Consider the following 15,001-nt stretch of genomic DNA (forward strand, 5'->3'; position numbering starts at 1 on the left):
CAGCGTGGCTCACCCGTGCACAGCTGAGTCCGGATGGCCCGGTTTCGTCCGTCCCGGCCTGGCCAACCGGTTGTTCCGGCGGAGAACCGGCTCACGCGGGGCGCCGGAATTCCGGCAGAGCGAGGTCGCCCACGGCCAGGTGCGCGAGCACGACCTCGTACAGGTCGGTGCCCGCGGCGAGGAGCTGGCGTTCCAGGACGGGTTCGGCGCTGCGGACGTGTTCGCGCACGGTCTGGGCGTGCACGCCGAGGGCCTGTGCGGCCCGTTCGGCGTTGCCGCCGGCGGCGATCCAGGTGCGCAGCGTCCGGCGCGGGTTCCTGGTGTCGGCGTCCAGCCGGCCCAGCAGGTCCTGCGCCCAGGTGCGCAGGGCGGGGCCGGACAGCAGGTCGGCGAGCCGCAGCCCGGGGTCCTCGGTGCCGTCGGCGCGCGGAGTGTCGGGCAGGCCGATCTGGGTGTTGAGCGCCAGGTGGACGACGGCCCGGGCCGTGAGGTCGGTGAAGTCGGTGCCGAGCAGGGTCTCGACGCGTTCCATGCGGGCGCGGACGGTGTTGCGGCTGACGCCGAGGACCTTGGCGGCGTTGACGGCGGTGAACTCCAGGCCGAGCCGGCTGGTGGCGAGGAGTTCGGCTCGTGTGTGGTGCGGCAGGGTGTCCAGCGGGCGCAGCACCCGGGACGTCCAGCCGCGCAGCGCCACCGGGTCCATGAGGCGTTCGGGGTGGGTGCGCTCGGCGTAGACGGCCGTCTTGTCGGGCCGGAAGTGCGCGACGGCGAGGGCGCTGACGGCCTGCCCGTAGGCGGTGGCGGTCCGGGCGAGGCTCTGCCGGACGCTGCCGCCGAGGAAGAGGCCGGGGTGGCGTCGGACCAGGGACCGCAGGGCGTCGCCCGTGGCCTCCCGGGGGCCGACGACGATCACGTGCCCGTCCATGGCCGGGCAGCGCACGACCAGGGCGTCCTCCCGGGTGCTGTCCAGGCACTCCTCGGCGATGCGGTCGCGTGCGGCGGGCTCGGACTCGACGACGTACACGCTCGCCGTCTCGGCGTCGAGCAGGCCGGGCCAGAGTCCCGCGGCGACGCGGCGGGCGGCGATGGTGTCCTCGACCATGAGCAGTTGCAGGATCGCCAGGCGCAGGTCGGCGGTGGCCCGGCGCAGCCGGTGCCCGGCCGCGTTCGACTCGTTCACCGTCAGCAGCAGCTCGATCACCTGGGCGGTGTGGGTGACGATGTCGGAGGCCCGCCGGTCGAAGGGGCTCTGCCGGGAGACGGCGAGCACGCACGCGTGGGACGGGTGCTCCACCCTGACCAGTCGCAGGTGGCGTTCCCGGCTCTCCCAGGCCGCGGAGGCGATCCGGCCGGCGGTGATGTCCGCGACCAGGTCCTCGTCCAGGGGGAGCCGGTTTCCGGCGACGAGGTTCCCGGCGGCGTCCTGGAGGGCGACGGTCGCGCCCACGGTGCCGGAGAGCCAGGCGACGACTCTGCGGACGTCGCGGCCGGCCGGGCGCAGATGCTCCAGCAGTTCCGCCGCCCACGCCGGGCCCGTGCCGGCCTGCGCCTCCTGCCGCCGGTTCGCGTCCTCTCGGCCAGCCACCTGGGCCTTCCCCTCGCTCCTCGCGCCGCTTCGGCACACCGGTCGGGGACGTTACCTCACGTCCGCGAGGCTCTCCTGCCGGCCCGGACGGCGGGGGCCGTGTCCCCGGGCCCGGCCCCCTCCTGCGCCGCCGACCCGGACCGGCGGCATAAGCTCGGCGGATGGCGAAGTACTACGACGTGCACCCCGACAACCCCCAGGCCCGCACCATCGGCCAGATCGCCGACAGCATCCGTGCCGACGCTCTTGTCGCCTACCCAACGGACTCCTGTTACGCACTGGGCTGCCGCCTCGGCAGTCGTGACGGCATCGACCGGATCCGCACGATCCGCAAGCTGGACGACCGGCACCACTTCACTCTCGTGTGCCAGGACTTCGCCCAGCTCGGCCAGTTCGTGCGGATCGACAACGACGTGTTCCGCGCGATCAAGGCGTCGACGCCGGGCAGCTACACGTTCATCCTGCCCGCGACGAAGGAGGTGCCGCGCGTGCTGCAGCACCCCAAGAAGAAGACGGTCGGTGTGCGCATCCCCGACCACGTCGTCACGCAGGCCCTGCTCGCCGAGCTCGGGGAGCCGCTGCTGTCCAGCACGCTGCTGCTGCCCGGCGAGGAGGAGCCGATGACGCAGGGCTGGGAGATCAAGGACCTGCTCGACCATGTGCTGGACGGGGTGGTCGACTCCGGTGACTGCGGGACGGAGCCGACGACGGTCGTCGACTTCTCCGGCGGGGAGGCCGAGATCGTGCGGTACGGCGCGGGCGACCCTTCGCGGTTCGAGTAAAACGCGGACCAAAGGCCGTTCACGGTTCAACCACGTGCCGGGGGCGGGCGGATCGCCCCGGGAACGGGCGTGTCACGATGCCCGTGATCCGCCCGGTCACGCGGACGGGTTCCTGGTCCCCACCCCCGCAGAGAGGCAGCCCAGCCATGACCGCCGTACAGGGAACCGCTGTCGACATCCCCACCGAGGACGGCACCGCCGACGCCTATCTGGCCCACCCCGACGACGGGGCCGCCCACCCGGCGGTACTGGTCTTCATGGACGCCTTCGGTCTGCGTCCGCAACTGCGGTCCATGGCGGACCGGCTGGCCGCCGAGGGCTACGCGGTGCTGGTGCCGAACGTGTTCTACCGGCACGGCCGTGCCCCGCTGTTCGACCTGCCCGAGTTCATCGACCCGGAGGCGCGGCCGGAGATCTTCGAGCGCATCGTGCCGGTCATGCAGGCCCTGACGCCCGACCTGGCGATGCGGGACGCCGGTGCGTATCTGAGCTGGCTGGCCGGTTCCGCGGCCGTCGCCGACGGGCCGGTCGCGCTGACCGGCTACTGCATGGGCGCCCGGCTCTCGCTGCTCACCGCGGGCACCTATCCGGAGCGGGTCGCGGCGGCGGCCGGCTTCCACGGCGGACGGCTGGCCACGGACACCCCGGAAAGTCCCCACCTGGTGGCCGGAAAGGTCACCGCCGAGCTGTACTTCGGCCACGCCGACCAGGACCCCTCGCTGCCCCAGGAGCAGATCGAGCGCCTGGAGGAGGCTCTGACGGCGGCGGGCGTGCGCCACCGGTGCGAGGTGTACACGGGAGCGCCCCACGGTTTCACACAGGCCGACACCGCCTCGTACCACCAGGAGGGCGACGAGCGGCACTGGTCGGCGCTGCTCGATCTGCTGAAGCGCACATTCTGACCCCAATCGGGATCTGCTGAGAAGGAGTTGCCGGCCTACCGACGGTAAGGGCTTGCTAACGCGCGATCCCTGCGCGTAGACCTTGCTGGAAACCAGCCACGGCTCGGGGGGAGTTGGCTCATGGACGGCACGGTCGACGGGTTCCGCTACGGTGCGGTGACTCCGGTGGCGGCCTATCTGATGGCCTGTCTGGGAGGCGCGCTGGGGCTGCGGTGCATCGTGCGCTCGCTGCTCGACACGCGTTCCTTCAGGGCGGGCTGGCTGGCGTTAGGCGCCGCCTCCATTGGATGCGGCATCTGGACGATGCACTTCATCGCCATGATCGGCTTCCACGTGGAGGAGACCCGGGTCCGGTACGACGCGGCCACGACGGTGCTCAGTCTCGTCGTGGCCGTCGCCGTGGTGGGCGCCGGCGTCTTCATCGTCGGTTTCCGCGGCACGGGCGGCGGCACGCTGGCGGTGGCGGGGGCGCTCACCGGCCTGGGCGTGGCGGGCATGCACTACCTCGGCATGGCGGCGATGCGGCTGAACGGCGAGGTCGGCTACGACCCGGTCGGTGTCGCGCTGTCCGTGCTGATCGCCATCGGTGCCGCGACGGCGGCGCTGTGGGCGGCCGTCACCATCCGCGGCTTCCTGACGAGCCTAGGGGCGAGCCTGGTGATGGGAGTGGCGGTGTCCGGGATGCACTACACGGGCATGGCCGCCGTCAGCGTCCATGTGCACGACATGACCGGCGGGACCTGGGAGGGCGACTCACCCACGTCCCTGCTGCTGCCGATGCTGCTGGGGCCGGTCGTCTTCCTGCTGCTGGCCGGCGTCGTGGTGATGTTCGATCCGCTGCTGGTGCTGGGCGAGCGGTCCTCCGCACCACGGCCGGACTCCGCGGCCCTCAACTCCCCGGCCGCGAAGCGCCCTTCGTGGCGTCCGGCGGCATCGTCCACGCGCGAACGGTGAACAGCCCGCCCGAGGGCGGGCCATGAGCCGGTTGTTACGGTGCACCGGTGTCTGACTCCTCACGCGATACCGCCGAAGGCGCCGGCTGGGGCACCACCGAACGCGGCGCGTACCAGCGGTTGATGCCCCCGAAGGCCGAGAAGATCTCCTGGCTGAACCCCAGGATGCTGTGGATCGCCCGCAACGGCGTGCTGGCTTCCTGGTTCGGGGACCCGACCGGCGGGACGCGCAGCCGGTGGGTGGCGCAGCGGGCGGCCTCCGGGGCACCGGCCGACAAAGTGATCAGGCGCGACGACCCGGACCGGTTCTCGTTCCTGGTCATCGGCGACACCGGCGAGGGCGACGACCCCCAGTACGCCGTCGTGCCGGGCCTGCTGAGGACCGGTCAGGACACCCGCTTCGCCGTGCTGGCCAGTGACGTGATCTACCCGGTGGGCAGTGCGGACGACTACGACACCAAGTTCTTCCGCCCCTACCGGGACTACCCGGCGCCGATCTACGCGATCCCCGGCAACCACGACTGGTACGAGGACCTCGGCGGCTTCATGCGCGTCTTCTGCGACGACGCCCCGCCCCTGCCGCCCGAGCCCCGGCCGCGCCCGCTCACCCGGGCCTGGCTGCGGTCGCTGCTGTGGCACCGGCCGGGCCCGGACGACGGCCGGCGCCTCGCCGAGGCGCGCACGCAGCGCTCCGCCCCCGGCCAACGGGCCGTCCAGCCGGGCCCGTACTGGGCGATCGACGCCGGGCCGGTGCGGATCATCGGCATCGACACGGGTCTGCTCGGCACCCTCGACGCCGAGCAGGGCGCCTGGCTGCGCGAGGTCTCCCGGGGGCCCCGCCCGAAGATCCTGGTCACCGGCTCGCCGCTGTACGTGGACGGCCGGTGCGAGCCCTGCGCCATCGAAGGGGGCGGGACCGTCGACGCCGTCGTCCGCGACCCGGACCACCACTACGTGGCCGCGATCGGCGGCGACATCCACAACTATCAGCGCTACCCGGTCCGGCTGGACGACGGCCGCACGCTCCAGTACGTCGTCGCGGGCGGGGGCGGCGCGTTCATGCACGCCACCCACACGATCCCCCGCGTCGATGTCGCGGGCGTCCAGGAGCTGGACTTCCGCTGCTACCCGCTGCGCGGCGACTCCCTGGCCTTCTACAGCCGGCTCTACGGCCGCCGGATGCGGATGCGCCGCTTCTTCACGCTCACCGAGGCCGAGGCGACGGCCGTGATCGCCGAGCGTCTCGGCATCAAGCCCACACGGATCCCGGGCGCCTCGACCCGCGTCACCCGGCGCGTCCGCCTGGTCGCCGGGCTGCTCGGCACCGGCCGCCGCCCCGACAAGGCGAAGCGGTTCCGGCTGCCCGTGCGGAAGATCTACACGTCGCTGTTCTCGCCGGGCTCGGCGACGTACAGCCCGCCGTTCTTCAAGTGCTTCCTGCGCCTGGACGTCTCCCCGGAGTCGGTCCGGCTGCGCTGCTACGCGGCCACCGGCAACCGCGCCCAGGAGGTGGACCCGCCGGTCGAGGACGAGGTGACGATTCCGCTGCGCTGACCGGGCGGGACGGGAACAGGCGGCACGGGAACAGCACGGGCCGCCGCGGGGTTGGCACCACTACAGGCCATTGAAGGTTCAATGATGGAGGGCTCGTGCCGCCGACCCCACGACCGCTGCGCAAGCTGGGCTTCCTGACCATCGGACTGTTCGACGCGGCGGACCCGCGCCGGGGCCACGAGTCGACGCTGGAGATCATCGAGCTGGGCGAGCGGCTCGGTTTCGACAGCGCGTGGGTGCGTCACCGGCATCTGCAGTACGGCATCTCCTCCCCGGTCGCCGTCCTGGCGGCGGCGTCCCAGCGCACCCGCCGCATCGAGCTGGGCACGGCCGTCACCCCGCTCGGCTGGGAGAACCCGCTGCGGCTGGCCGAGGACCTGGCCACTGTCGACCTGCTGTCGGGCGGCCGGCTCAACCCGGGTGTGAGCGTGGGCCCGCCCCTGCACTTCGACCAGGTCCAGGGCGCGCTCTACCCGGACACGGCCGACGCCGAGGACTTCGGCTACGGGCGCGTGGAGCGGCTGCTCGCCGCCGTGCGGGGCGAGCCGGTGACGGACTTCAGCGGGGCCGAGGGCTTCGAGGTCTTCTCGGACCGGGTGCAGCCGCACTCCCCCGGCTTGGGAAGCCGCCTGTGGTACGGCGGCGGCAGCCTGCGGTCGGCCCGGTGGGCGGGCGAGCACGGCATGAACCTCCTCACCAGCAGTGTCGTCAAGGCCGAACAGTCCGAGGGCCCCTACGACTTCGCGGAGATACAGCACGCCCAGATCCGCGCCTTCCGCGCCGCCCACCCCGACGGCGAGGCGGCCCGGGTCTCACAGGGCCTGGTCGTCATCCCCACGGACGGCGCCTCGCCCGAGCAGCGCGCACGCTACGAGGAGTACGCCGCCCAGCGCACTCCCCGGACGACCTCGCCCCAGGGCCCGGCACGCCTGCTGTTCGCGCCGGACCTGGTGGGCACCTCGGCGGAGATCGCCGAACGGCTGCACGCGCACGCCGCGTTCCGGGAGGTGGAGGAGGTCGCGTTCGCGCTGCCCTTCACCTTCGAGCACGAGGACTACGTGCAGATCCTCACCGACATGGCGACGAAGCTGGGCCCCGCCCTGGGATGGCGACCGGGCTTCTGAGGCCGGTGCCACCCCGGCTTCCGCCGGGCCGGGTCACCAGCGGCCCGGCGCGGTCCCGGTGATGGGCTCCGATGCCGCTCCGTCCACACCGACGGGCACGTCCCCGGCGAGCATCACGCGGTGCATGATCCGGGGATGGTCGAGGTGGGCGGTGTCGCCGGGGGCGAGATGCATCGTGGCCCGGTTGTCCCAGAACGCCACGCTGCCCGGCTCCCAGCGGAACCGGACCGTGTACTCGGGCCGGACCGCCTGCTCCAGCAGCATCTCCAGGACCGCGGCGCTCTCAGGCCGGGAGAGGCCGGCGATCTGCTCGACGTAGTAGCCGTTGACGTACAGAATCCGCTCCCCCGTCTCCGGATGGACGCGCACCAGGGGGTGCACCGAGGCGACCTGGCGGTCCAGCAGGTGCCGGACGTACGCGTCGTCGCCGGGCCGTGGCTGGTAGCCGACGCCGAGCCGGTGCTCGGCCCGCAGCCCGTCGACGAACTGCCGGAGCGGCGCGGAGAGTCCGGCGTACGCAGCCGCCAGATTGGACCAGGTGGTGTCGCCGCCGTAGGGCGGTACCGTTTCGGCGCGCAGGATCGTCGCCGCGGGCGGGTCGACGCGCGCGCCGTGGTCGCAGTGCCAGCCGCGCAGCAGGGTGTGCCGGCGGCGGCGCAGCCACTCGTCGTGCTCCATCCCGAACCGTCCGCCCAGCTCCAGCCGGTCGGCGGTCGTCTCGATCTCAGGGAAGTCCGGGGGCGAGGCCTTACCCCGCCGGGGCAGCACCACGGTCTGCCCGAACCGGCGCGCGAACGCCACGTGGCCGGCGTGGTCCAGCCGCTGCCCCCGGAAGAACACCACCTTCCACCGCAGCACCGCCGCCCTGATCGCGGCGACCACGGCGTCGTCGAGGCCGGCCGCCAGATCGACCCCGGCGATCTCGGCCCCGATGTACCCGGCGACCGGCCGCACCTCCACTCCGGCCTCCCGCGCCGCCTCGTCCGTCGTCCGGTTGTCCGTCGTCATGAGCGCTCCGCTGGTCGTGGGCGTGGTCGTGCCTACCGGAAGATCGTGGCAGCGATCTTCGCCCAGGGCGACAGGGCCTCTGTCGCGAACCGGTCGTCAAGCGGTGAACGGGGCCATCGCCGCAGCTGTCAAGCCGCAGCTGAGATACATCGGCAATGTGTGGAAGTCGACGAGAGCCATGTGCATCTCATCGTGATGGTCCACGGAAAACCTGTCGCCCAGACGGCGAGGCAGCGCCACCAGATCACCCGCATCAGCAATGTTCGTCCAGCGGTGAACCTCCGGCCGCGCCCCGCGGCCGTTCCTGGGTTCCGGGTCCAGTGCATCGAACACCGCCCCCGGCAGTCCGAGGGGGGAGCCGAGCGTGATCAGGACTTCCACCGTGAGATCCGTGTTCGCGTGCAACGCCTCGTACGCCACGACGGAGCCCAGGGAGTGGGCGACCACCACCTTGGCACCGGACTCCCTGATGGCCTTGGCCACGGCATCACGCGACCGTGCGCGGCGGGCAGGTGCACTCAGGTAGCGATAGACCTCGGGGAGGAACGCGACGATGACCCGTGCCAGGGTCTCGGGCGCGACACCGCGTTTGCGAGCGACCAGGTCGAGCGCCTGCCTGAGTGGCATACGCCCCCAGGACTGCCCTTCCTCCGGCTCGGGGGGAAGTCCGGCTGCCACGAGCCAGTGATACGCGGCTTCCTGGAGGTCTTCGGCAAATCGATCGATGTCTTCGTCGACGCCCTGACTCTCCTCGTCGTTCAGATGATGTGCGTAATAGGCGGCCGTGATGTCCGGAACAGCGAGGTGCTGGAGTCCGGCATCCGCATAGCCCGCGACGAGAGAGGGCTGCCATGATGCCGCCAGCCGCTGTGCCGCCACAGCCGGATCTGTTCCAGGTTGCCAGTTCCTGACGCCGTGAACGATGACGATCTCATTCAATGGGAGGCTCCGTCGCCGGTCGCAGGGAGGTTGGTCCATCCATAGCAGGACACGCGGGAGCCGTGTGCGACGACTATGCCTCCGTCGCATACGTGCACCGGCCCGAGGACGTCTGGCACCTGGATCGAGTGGAGGAGGAGACCGGGCCGGTCCAGCGACCACACCTTGACCGTTCCATCCGTACTGCTGGTCACCAGGTGGGCAGCGCCGTTTCGCCGTATCGAGTGCGCGGACACCACATCGCCACCGTGGGCGACGAAGCCGGCGACCTTCGCGCGGGAATCGCGGTCCAGGACGACGACCATGCCGTTCTCGTCACCGAAGGCGACGAGACACCGGCCGTCCACCGGTATGGACGTGACCGCCGTGACAGCCGCCTCGTGGAGAACGAGTTTCCGCGACCATGTCTCACCGTGCAGCGCCAGAAGCCCCGAACCGAAACCCAAGACCAGCCTGGCACCGCTCCATGCGGTGCACGAAGGGTGTTCATCGTCGTGGGTGGGGCGCCACACGACCGGTCTTCCTTCTCCGCGCAGATCGATGCTTCCCCAGTATTCGCTTGTCCGCACCGACACGACGGGCGGACCCGTGGGGTTCTGCTGGGCGTCGAGACTGAGTACGTCGCTGCGCCAGGAGGCGATGCGACGGACACGGCCGTCGAGGAGACCGACAACCAGCCAGTTCTGAGCAGGACCTAGCCCGGCCGCGACGACAGCCACCGGTTCGCCGTCGAGGACGAGTGCGGTGACCGCACGGACGGACCGGACCTGTCCCGACGCCAGTGGTACTCCACCAGCCATGTCCCAGGTGTGGAAGTGGCCCTCCGCGTCGATGCTGATGGCGAAGTGACCCGTGCCCGAGGACAGTGAGGCCACGTACTCGACCGGAGAGTCATGGCCCGTCCATGTACGGAACTCGAACCACTGGGCCGGTGCGGTCTGTGACCACCAAGTGACCCCGTCTTCACCGCGGTCCACGGCAGCCGCGCTTCCGGAGCAGTCAAGAGCCAACGCGAGCGGCGCACTCGCACCGAAGGGGGACAGATGCTCCAGGATCATGCCGTCCCCGGCCCGCTGCACACACAAGTGACCACGGCCCCCACTGGTGAGCACGCACAGTCCCGTATGGCCGAGGAGCTCTTCGTACAGCGCGACAATCCTCCGCACCGGGTAGCCGGGCCCCGGCAGAGGCCAGTTGGTGCCCGCGTCCAGATCCCAGTACTCCAGGCCTCCGGTGCCGCGAGTGACAGCCACCGGGCCGGACCGGCCGTGGTGCACCACCACTTGGCGGAGGGCCCCCGTGTGCCCCTGCCAAGAGCGGTGGTCGTCGCCCCGAAGGCTCCACATGTGCAGGCGACCCTCCTCGGTGCCCGCGACAATCACCGGTCCGTTGCGATCGTCGACGCAGCTCACGGCATGGCATGCGTAGGCGAGCGGGCTGCTCGCCTCCCAGACGGATCCGCGGCTGTCGCACGTTGCCGTCCTGCGCAACCACTCATCTATGAAGTCGGTGGTGCTCACCAGGACTCCCTCCAGATCCATCACCGTGACGCCGGAAGTCGTCGCGGCGACGACCAGCGTCCGACCGCCGAACTGGCTCAGGGAGAGGGAGGTGACGGGCGTGCCGATGTCAGCCTGGAAGCGCAGTTCCTCGGTCCCGGAGACCAGGTCCCACACGATGACCGTGCCACCGGCCGAGCCCATCGCGGCGATGGTCCGAGACCCCGTCTCCGTGACACACAGGTCAGTGACTTCGTCCCCCTCTGTGCCCCTGAACGAGTCCAGCCACGCGCCTGTACGCACGTCCCAGACGGTGAGCTCCCCTTGCTCACCCGCGATCACGGCGATCCAGCGGTTCTCACACCGGGCCAGGACAATGTGGGTCCTTTCCCGGGGGAGCATCCCCCAGGCCGAAGGCCGCTCTGCGGTGCCCCATCGGAACTCGACTGTCGATCCAGGAGGCTCCCACAGCACATCCAACTGCTTCACGAACCGCTCCTCCTGCCATACCAGGGCGGTGTCACGCAGCCACTGGATCCGGGTTGCCGGCGTCTGACGCCCGGACAACGCCGAGTCGCAGATACGCGCGAGCACTCGTCCCCTGAGAGAGGATGCGGCCGACAGTCTCTCTCGTAGCCGGCTCGCATCACCATGCACAAGAAAGGAAGGGCTGGAAAGCAACGCGTCCAGTTCTCCTGCAGACACAGCATGTTCCGGCGCATGGCGCAGAACGTAAGGCAATGCGGATTTCCAGTTCCGCTCAGCGAGATCCTCCGGGCCGGGAACCGTGTTGACCACGCCGGTGAAGACAGCACGACCGGCCTCACGAGACCGATCACGCAGGTGATCGACAAGGCTCTGATGAAAGAAGCGATACAGCTGCCGACCGTCGTCTTCGGTGGCGAAGCGGAGATAGAACGAGGCTGCCTGCAGTGCTTTACGAGTGGTCAGCAGATCGGATCTCGTTTGAGAAGTGCTCTTGAGTTCCTGCGCGACTGCGTGAACGACGTCGAGCGGCATCCCTTCACCGCGGCCGTGGGCCACCGCCGCCAGCACCTCCGAAATGACAGAATGGTGCTGCCTCAGCACCCCCAGATGCAGCTCAAGCACCTCAGGGAGACTGTTGGGGATTCGCTGAAGCAGTTCTTCGACCGGCGCCGGGGCAGTTTGCTCCAGGAGGTGATGCGCGAACAGTGACACCAGGAGAAAGCCACCCTGCTTGTGCCGCTCGGCGAGACCTCTGGCGAGTACGGCAGCGGTTTTCTGACGGCTGGAGGCCATTCCCCGGCCGCTGTAGGTGTCCGACCCGTCGAGTATCTCGTAGAGGTATTCGGAAATCTCTGCTTCTCGTTCCTTCGATGGGATGGCATCGAGATCGATGAGCCGGTCGACTCTCTTGAGTGCCGCCCTTACTCCCCTTTCTCTGAGTGCTTTCTGCAGGGTCTCGTCAGGCGTCGCATTGATCAGGACCAGTGCCAGCGTGCGGTACCTCTCCCACCAAGGCCGGGTCCCGATGAGGACGCGGAACAGGGGAGACCGCGGTATGGGCTCATCGCGGGCTTCTTCGTCTTCCTCGCCGTGTTGCCTGCGCTGTGCTTGCGACAGGGGAAGAAGCACATCATTGAGGAGTTCCGAGTCCAGTGATGCCTCATCGAGCGCGTCCACGATCAGTACCACCGGAGCCGATCTCCGGTCTGCCACCGCGTTGATGAGCGCTTCGGTCGTCCAGGTACGACCAGGCGGGGTGCCGAGCCCTAATTGCTCACCGATGGAGGCCAGGACTTCGGCGGGGCCACGCTGACGCGCATGAACGGCAGCCAATAACGGATTCTGTTCCGGGCGCAGGGCGCGGGGTACCACATGCGCGATCGGCCTGGAAACCTCACGCAACTGGGGATGCGCCAAGGATGTCACCACCCCAAGAAGGGCCGATTTGCCCGCTCCCGGGCTGCCCGTGACCACCAGAAGCGTGCCGGCGCCGTCATCCTCCATCCAGTTCTTGAGGGCTGCCAGCTGTTTGCGCCGTCCAGTGAAGTAGCAGACCTGCCCGGCTCCTTGCTGAAGCGGGGCGCCTGAAGCACGAGAGACGAAGTGCACGGGGTCCAACGCCGGATCGAGTGCCGCAGCGAACTGCCACAGTCCGTTCTCTATGGACTGGCGGTAGCGACCGCCGGGTGTGCTGCGGTAGGAGGGGTTCGGAAAGAACGGAGGCACCGTTACGTGCGCCTCCGCCCGCGCGGTCCGCAGCACGGTCTGGGCCGGCCGGTCCTCGGCCACCGCCGAGCGGGCCAGCTCGCGGTCGATTTCGTGAGCCAGCGTCTCGACGGGTACATGCTCCACTGTCGGTGACATGTCGAGCAGGCCCTCTTGCAGCTTCTCCAGCACGACAGTTGTGGCCTGAGTGAACCGGGCTCCGTACGTCTTCTCGTCCTCGCCGCAGGCCGCGATGACCCAAGCACGCCGTCGCCGCGCCGCGAGGTGGTGCAGCCACTGCTGCAGGACGGCGCGTCCGGCGCTGCAGACATCGAGCATGAAGAGCACGGGCGGCCCGTCGGGTGCGCTCTCGGCCTGTGTGAGCCACTCATCGACGGACAGCCCCGTCCACGCGAAATTTCCCCGGTCGGTGTCGGACGTGGCCAGGTACAGCGAATGCTCCGGACCACCCGGCAGGCCGTGCCCGGCGAAGTGAACCACCAGCGCCTCACCCACCCGGCCGGACGCGGATCGGTGAGCCTCGTGCCACTGTTGCCTGACCGCGGGAAGGTCGAGATCGTGGTGCGCTCCAGAGCCCCGTACCTGAACCCCCGGCGTTCTTGCCAAGCCGGCGGCCAGCGCTTCGACCGAGGGGCGGACAGACTTGAGTTCCGTCAGACCATACGGTGCACGCGTCGGGTCGGGCTCTTCGGCCTCGGAGGCGGCCGCGCCGCTGAACGTGCCGATGCCGATGACGAGCACTTGGGTCACGGGCGATCCCTCATATGAGCAGGTGTTGTGGGTCATCGTACGGAGGGCACAGCGTGTCCGGGGGCGGAACCGCAGCTCTTCCAGCCGCGTTCATACGCCGGCCGGGACGCGGCCGGCCACCCGTCCGGTTGATCACCGCTCCGCCTGTCCGCGACGCTGGAGGGAAGACACGGTCAGCAGGACACAGTCAACGGGAAGGTCCCACGGTGATCAGCATCCCGACCCATACGCTCAACGACGGTACGACGCTCCCCGCCCTGGGCCTGGGCACCTGGCCGCTCGGCGACGACGAGGCGCAGCAGGCGGTGCTCTCGGCCCTGGAGGCCGGCTACCGCCTGATCGACACGGCGACGAACTACCGCAACGAGACAGGGGTCGGCCGCGGCGTGGCCTCCGGTGTGGTGCCGCGCGAGGAGATCGTCGTGACGACGAAGCTCCCGGGCCGGCACCACGGCTACGAGGAGACCCTCGCCTCCTTCGAGGAATCCAGGGCCCGCCTGGGCCTGGAGTACGTCGACCTCTACCTGATCCACTGGCCGCTGCCCCGCGTGGACCGCTACGTCGACGCCTGGAAGGCCATGATCAAGCTGCGCGAGGAGGGGCTCGTACGGTCGGTCGGCGTCTCGAACTTCACGGCCGGGCACATCGAGCGGCTGGAGCGGGAGACCGGGGTGCTGCCCTCGGTCAACCAGATCGAGCTGCATCCGCTGCTGCCGCAGGACGAACTGCGTGCCTTCCACGCGGCCAAGGGCATCGTCACCGAGAGCTGGAGCCCGCTGGGCCGGGGCACGCCGCTGCTGGAGGATCCCGCCGTGGCGCGGATCGCCGAGGCGCACGGGGTGTCGCCAGGGCAGGTCGTGTTGCGGTGGCACACGCAGCTGGGCGCGGTGCCCATCCCGAAGTCGGCGAACCCGGAGCGGCAGCGCGCCAATCTCGACGTCTTCGGCTTCGAGTTGGGCGAGGACGAGATGCGGGCCGTCGCGGACCGGGAGCAGCGGCGCGTCGGCGGGGACCCGGAGGTGCACGAGGAGTTCTGAGCGGGTACCCGGGGCCATCGAGGCAGGAAGGAGCCGCACGTGGCTGAGCGGGACCGGCTGCGGGACTACCGCGGCAAGCGCGACTTCGACCGGACCGGCGAGCCCCGGGGACGGGGCGTGTCCGCGGGGGACGGGCCCCGGTTCGTGGTGCAGATCCATGACGCGAGCACGGTGCACTTCGACTTCCGGTTGCAGGTGGACGACGTGCTGAAGTCCTGGTCGGTCCCGAAAGGCCCCTCGGCGGACCCGAAGGACAAGCGGCTGGCCGTGCCCACGGAGGACCATCCGCTGGAGTACGAGGAGTTCGAGGGCGTGATCCCCCGCGGCGAGTACGGCGGCGGCACGGTGATCGTCTGGGACCACGGCACGTACGAGCCGCTCAGCCACGACCGCCAGGGCCGGCCCGTCGACTTCGCCCGGTCGCTGGAGCGCGGACACGCCACGTTCCGGCTGAGCGGTTCCAAGCTGCGCGGCGAGTACGCCCTGACCCGGTTCCGCAGCGGCCGGGACGGCGACGGCGAGGAGGCGTGGCTGCTGGTGAAGCGGGCCGGCGACACGGCTCGTACGCACGGGGCTCCCGATCCCCGCCGCGCGCGCTCGGCCGTATCCGGCCGCACGCTCGCCCAGGTCGCCTCGGACGCGGCCGGGGAGTGA

General features: G+C 70.3%; 11 protein-coding genes. 7 read left to right on the top strand and 4 right to left on the bottom strand.

Features of this window, described 5'->3' with window-relative positions; genetic code table 11:
* Positions 1-91: 91 nt before the first annotated feature.
* Positions 92-1,585 carry a helix-turn-helix domain-containing protein gene (locus OO68_RS27205; protein WP_033311782.1) on the bottom strand — a complete coding sequence of 498 codons (1,494 nt, stop codon included), beginning with the start codon at positions 1,583-1,585 and terminating at the stop codon, positions 92-94.
* Between the two features lie 161 nt (positions 1,586-1,746).
* Between OO68_RS27205 and OO68_RS27210 the strand changes: the two genes are divergently transcribed.
* The 5 genes from OO68_RS27210 (at position 1,747) to OO68_RS27230 (ending at position 6,900) form a co-directional block, all read left to right on the top strand.
* Positions 1,747-2,367 carry an L-threonylcarbamoyladenylate synthase gene (locus OO68_RS27210; RefSeq protein ID WP_033311783.1) on the top strand — a complete coding sequence of 207 codons (621 nt, stop codon included), beginning with the start codon at positions 1,747-1,749 and terminating at the stop codon, positions 2,365-2,367.
* Between the two features lie 146 nt (positions 2,368-2,513).
* Positions 2,514-3,269 carry a dienelactone hydrolase family protein gene (locus tag OO68_RS27215; RefSeq protein WP_033311784.1) on the top strand — a complete coding sequence of 252 codons (756 nt, stop codon included), beginning with the start codon at positions 2,514-2,516 and terminating at the stop codon, positions 3,267-3,269.
* Between the two features lie 120 nt (positions 3,270-3,389).
* Positions 3,390-4,223, top strand: a complete 834-nt coding sequence (locus OO68_RS27220) for an MHYT domain-containing protein (RefSeq protein ID WP_033311785.1) — start codon at positions 3,390-3,392, stop codon at positions 4,221-4,223.
* A gap of 47 nt (positions 4,224-4,270) precedes the next feature.
* The gene (locus tag OO68_RS27225; protein WP_033311786.1) at positions 4,271-5,776 is read left to right on the top strand and encodes a metallophosphoesterase family protein; all 1,506 of its coding nucleotides are present in this window, start codon (positions 4,271-4,273) and stop codon (positions 5,774-5,776) included.
* A 95-nt stretch (positions 5,777-5,871) separates the two neighbouring features.
* Positions 5,872-6,900, top strand: a complete 1,029-nt coding sequence (locus tag OO68_RS27230; protein WP_033311787.1) for an LLM class flavin-dependent oxidoreductase — start codon at positions 5,872-5,874, stop codon at positions 6,898-6,900.
* Positions 6,901-6,933: 33 nt separating this feature from the next.
* On the opposite strand, the gene OO68_RS27235 is transcribed toward OO68_RS27230, so the two are convergent.
* The 3 genes from OO68_RS27235 to OO68_RS27245 form a co-directional block, all read right to left on the bottom strand.
* A complete protein-coding gene (locus tag OO68_RS27235) occupies positions 6,934-7,908 on the bottom strand; it encodes a TauD/TfdA dioxygenase family protein (RefSeq protein ID WP_033311788.1) in 975 nt (324 codons plus the stop codon).
* A gap of 96 nt (positions 7,909-8,004) precedes the next feature.
* Complete coding sequence (locus OO68_RS27240; RefSeq protein ID WP_245237185.1) at positions 8,005-8,847, bottom strand: serine peptidase; 843 nt, start codon at positions 8,845-8,847, stop codon at positions 8,005-8,007.
* Positions 8,844-13,310 (bottom strand): NACHT and WD repeat domain-containing protein, encoded by a 4,467-nt coding sequence (locus OO68_RS27245; protein ID WP_033311789.1) that lies wholly within the window; start codon positions 13,308-13,310, stop codon positions 8,844-8,846. The genes OO68_RS27240 and OO68_RS27245 overlap by 4 nt, the downstream gene beginning before the upstream one ends.
* A gap of 206 nt (positions 13,311-13,516) precedes the next feature.
* On the opposite strand from OO68_RS27245, the gene OO68_RS27250 reads away from it, so the two are divergent.
* Together OO68_RS27250 and OO68_RS27255 are read left to right on the top strand one after the other, a co-directional pair.
* Positions 13,517-14,347: an aldo/keto reductase gene (locus tag OO68_RS27250; protein WP_033311790.1), complete on the top strand. Its 831-nt coding sequence runs from the start codon at positions 13,517-13,519 to the stop codon at positions 14,345-14,347.
* 39 nt (positions 14,348-14,386) lie between these two features.
* Positions 14,387-15,001, top strand: coding sequence for a DNA polymerase ligase N-terminal domain-containing protein (locus OO68_RS27255; RefSeq protein ID WP_033311791.1), 615 nt, complete (start codon positions 14,387-14,389; stop codon positions 14,999-15,001).

It is taken from the genome of Streptomyces iakyrus (assembly GCF_000717055.1).
Taxonomy (GTDB): Bacteria; Actinomycetota; Actinomycetes; order Streptomycetales; family Streptomycetaceae; genus Streptomyces; species Streptomyces iakyrus.